Raw genomic sequence first — 3,478 nt, forward strand, 5'->3', positions numbered from 1 at the left:
CAAAGCTCGCGCCAAACTCGGCCGCGCCTATCCAGCCACCCCCAAAGAGTCAAAATCACTGTGATAGACCACTAGGTTGCCAAGCAGCTTTTCGACATAGAAGTGATTGCGATACATCGCGGTCAATGCCAGCGTCTTCTCCGCCCCGCCTGGTACGACCTTGAAGCTCATGAAGCTAAGGCACTGTCCGCCATATGGGGAATTATCGACATCCCGGACGGGATCGAACAGCGAAAGCTCGAACTTGTTCAGAGCTCGCACGTCCTCACTCTTCAGGCGCGCAACGATGTCCCAAAGCTGATTGGGCGCGTCACCCTCGGCCACCGGATATTGAATCATGCGCTCGAAATAATACCCGGACCAACGCTCGCTTCGGCGAACTTTCTTCAGAACATTGTCGCGGAAAATATCGAAGAAGGCGGGAGCGCCATAGCGGTGATAGAGGCCGGCCGGAAAAATGGTGTTCGCCACCGTCTCCACGGACTTCTCGTAGGCAGAAAGAAACTCGTCGACGATTGCGATCCGGGAGTCTCCCAGAGTCGCATTGGCGATCGGATCCACGACGTCAATGATCACGTTGTAGGCCGAGTGGCCCGGTCGGGCATCGACGGCGCGCACGGCTTCGCGCCAGGCGCTCGCGCAGTCAGGCTGCGATGGGATCGGCAGGTACATCGACCTCCTCCAACAAGGTTGCGGCCGCATAGATGCGTGGGCCAAGGAACCGCTCGGTAAGCCAGCCGTAGCCCGCATCGCCCCAGCTCGGCCCCCAACTATTGCGCACCAACACGGCACGCTGGCCGTCGACCTTCCCATAGCCGACCGCCACCACCGCGTGGCGGCGGTCAGGCTCGGGTTGCTCGCCGGGCGATGGATCGACGACACCTTGAGGGTTACGCTGATAGAAGGCGCGCGACAGCATCGTCAGGACGATCACCGGGCGCCCTTGGTCCAATTCCTGAATGACGTGATCGATCGAGTGGGTAGCGACCGCGCCATTGCGGCCGAACAGCTTGCCGATCTCGCGCGGCGGCGCCCATGACGCCGCAACTGCGGGCGTTGCGGATAGATAGGGCCAGCTGCTTTCTTCGGGTTGCCCATCCTTGCGAAGCGCCTCTAGCATCGAAGACAGGAGCGCGCCCGTGTCCGGCGCCCGGCCGGCGCGCCGCTGCGCCTGATAGAAGGCATATTCGCAGGACAACGGCGCCCAGCCCTCACGCAGAGCGGCATGTGCATCGCTCGCCGCGAAGGCAAGGCAGGTAGGGCGCGCGCCTTGATTGCGGGCGGTGCCGAAAGAAGCCCGCAGATCGACAGAGATCGTGATGTCGCTCATGCCGCCTCAAGCAGGCTCCGCCGCTCAGCGCGCGAAAGCCCCTCTTGCTCGGGGCCGGTCAGATCGACTTCCACCGCAAGGGTCGAGAGCGGGGGATCAGGATCCCAAGGGCGGCGTTCGTCGATGGCGAGGCGTCCTCGATAGGTGTTCGGTGGCGTAGCTGTCACGCGCCTAATGACAGGGCCGCCAACGCCATCGGCGTCAATCGCTTGCAGATCATCGCGAACGACGGCGAAGCCGCTCTCCTTGAGCTGATCGATGTCCCAGAGATAACCTCCACCGCTGTGTTCCTCGAGCTTGAGGACGAACAGGTCATTGCGGCTTCCATCGATTCGCGCCCCCGCGTCGCGCTCGGTGAGCAGCCAGACATCCCCCCGGTAGTCTTGCGGCTGATAGGCCTCCAGCAAGGCGACCTTCATCTCACGCGGCTGAGTCCGGAGAAGCTCCCGAGCCAGCGCTTGCTGGATGAAGCCGTGGCGGGCAAGTGTCCAGCAGACCGCCTCGTAACTTGCCCCCATTCGCAACGAGAGCTGATAGACAACATTCGGCCGACGGAAATCGAGAACGGTCCAACCCTGGCGAGCGGCATGCCAAGCGACCAGCCAGCGGGGCATCATGAACTCGACCGCGAATGCGTTGGCCTCGACCTCCTGGAAGTCGCCGCTCGGCTGCGCCTGCAGTGGCATTCGCCGCAGGATGTTGTCGTCGTCCAGGCTTGGTTGGTGTTGTAGGCGAAAGTGGCCCAGTTCGTGGGCAGCGGTGAAGCGTTGGATGCTCATCGGGCGCTGGGTCGTGACGAGGACGCCCGGTACAGGGTCGCTCAGATAAGCGCCGAGGAGCCCTTGAAGGGGCCGTACGAGTAATGGCAAGTCCAACGCGTGGATTGTCGCGAAGATGTCGACGTTACCGCCGGCCGCCTCAATCTGCTGACGCAGGCCGCGTTGCTGATGCAGCCGCGCCGCGGCCATCGTGCCAGCGCGGACAGCGCTCGGATAATCTGCGGCCACCATCGATCAGCCTCGTGGGGCGCGCGACCGTGCGCGCAGGTATTCGGCGAACCGTCCAAGTTCGGTGCGATCCTGCTCCGACAGGTCGGCCGCCTGCCGGGCCAGATGCGCCACATCGATTGGCAGGCTCGCGGCAGCGTCCTCTCCGGTAAAGTATCCCACCGGCTGGCGGTGCAGTTTGGCCAGGCGCGCCAGTTCGATCGCCTCGACGCGACGTTGACCATTCTCAATGTCAGTGAGGGCTGTTCGCGGGATTTTCAGGTAGGCCGCAACTTCCTCCTGCTTGAGACCGAGATACTTACGAGCTTCGCGTAGCCGATCGCCCAGGCGCTGGCGCGCTTCGTCATCACTATCCTGATGAACTGCAAGACCGGTCATGGCTTCGCTCCTTTCTTCTTCGTCCACTCTTTCTCCAAACGGGGTAGTAGCTGCCCGAGTGCGCTGTCGACCGAAGTGTATCCACCTGCCCGGACGACGCTTTCAGGCAGCTCGAACCCGACAATCGGCTCAACTGCGCATAGGATTGAAACGACCACCAACGAGTCCACGTGAACGGATGCTTTGGCGATATCTGCCGGAGCCGCAGGCAAGGTCATGCCCCTAATCGATGCCTCAATTTTCACGGCCTCGACCAATTCGTCGCGCAGTTTTGCCTCGACGGCGGCCAAGGGGAACGGCACAATCTTGACGGGCGGCGGGGCGAGTGTGGTGGCTACCATCGCTGTGTCTTTCTAGGACCAACAGCGAGTATAATGTCTGATTTCCCGACATGCAACAGCTATAATCCCTCTCGGTCGAGGGCGCATCAGCGCCCGAGGCGGTGCAGTCGGAAGAGCTTTTCGAAGAAATCGGTGTTCCTCGGTTCAGCGCCCTCGCCGACCAGCTCATTCGCTCCGAATCGGTAGACCTCATAGCCGGCGAGCCGCAACTTGCGGTCAGCCGATACCATGTCAGCATAGGCCTCCAACGACGGATGACCATTCTCGGAGAAATGATGCTTTCCATCCACCTCGAGCACGATCCGTTGGCTCTCGGAGAAGGGCCGATGCGCTTTCTTTGGCAGCCGACCTAGGCCGTGTGGACAGTTACCTTATCCAGAGCAGAGTGGCGGCAATGGCGACGACGGCGAAGTAGTTTCGCG

At 61.9% G+C, this 3,478-nt stretch carries 6 protein-coding genes; all 6 read right to left on the reverse strand.

Going from position 1 to position 3,478, the window contains the following annotated elements; all coding sequences use genetic code 11:
* Positions 1-27: 27 nt before the first annotated feature.
* Positions 28-672, reverse strand: coding sequence for a hypothetical protein (locus AAFX91_RS40005; protein ID WP_394570166.1), 645 nt, complete (start codon positions 670-672; stop codon positions 28-30).
* Entirely contained in the window at positions 644-1,330 is a 687-nt protein-coding gene (locus tag AAFX91_RS40010) for a C1 family peptidase (protein WP_394570167.1), read from the reverse strand. The genes AAFX91_RS40005 and AAFX91_RS40010 overlap by 29 nt, the downstream gene beginning before the upstream one ends.
* Positions 1,327-2,340 (reverse strand): ImmA/IrrE family metallo-endopeptidase, encoded by a 1,014-nt coding sequence (locus AAFX91_RS40015; protein WP_394570168.1) that lies wholly within the window; start codon positions 2,338-2,340, stop codon positions 1,327-1,329. Before AAFX91_RS40015 ends, AAFX91_RS40010 begins: the two co-directional genes overlap by 4 nt.
* A 3-nt stretch (positions 2,341-2,343) precedes the next feature.
* Positions 2,344-2,742, reverse strand: coding sequence for a helix-turn-helix domain-containing protein (locus AAFX91_RS40020; protein ID WP_394570169.1), 399 nt, complete (start codon positions 2,740-2,742; stop codon positions 2,344-2,346).
* Positions 2,712-3,056 carry a hypothetical protein gene (locus AAFX91_RS40025; protein WP_394570170.1) on the reverse strand — a complete coding sequence of 115 codons (345 nt, stop codon included), beginning with the start codon at positions 3,054-3,056 and terminating at the stop codon, positions 2,712-2,714. Before AAFX91_RS40025 ends, AAFX91_RS40020 begins: the two co-directional genes overlap by 31 nt.
* Positions 3,057-3,142: 86 nt before the next feature.
* The gene (locus tag AAFX91_RS40030) at positions 3,143-3,355 is read right to left on the reverse strand and encodes a hypothetical protein (protein WP_394570171.1); all 213 of its coding nucleotides are present in this window, start codon (positions 3,353-3,355) and stop codon (positions 3,143-3,145) included.
* Positions 3,356-3,478: the final 123 nt, after the last annotated feature.

Origin of the sequence: Bradyrhizobium sp. 31Argb, assembly GCF_043638955.1 — a bacterium.
GTDB lineage: Bacteria > Pseudomonadota > Alphaproteobacteria > Rhizobiales > Xanthobacteraceae > Bradyrhizobium.

Excerpts from the sequence above, each read along its gene's own strand:
- AAFX91_RS40005 (WP_394570166.1), bottom strand. The coding sequence starts at position 672 with ATGTACCTGCCGATCCCATCGCAGCCTGACTGCGCGAGCGCCTGGCGC.
- AAFX91_RS40010 (WP_394570167.1), bottom strand. The coding sequence starts at position 1,330 with ATGAGCGACATCACGATCTCTGTCGATCTGCGGGCTTCTTTCGGCACC.
- AAFX91_RS40015 (WP_394570168.1), bottom strand. The coding sequence starts at position 2,340 with ATGGTGGCCGCAGATTATCCGAGCGCTGTCCGCGCTGGCACGATGGCC.
- AAFX91_RS40025 (WP_394570170.1), bottom strand. The coding sequence starts at position 3,056 with ATGGTAGCCACCACACTCGCCCCGCCGCCCGTCAAGATTGTGCCGTTC.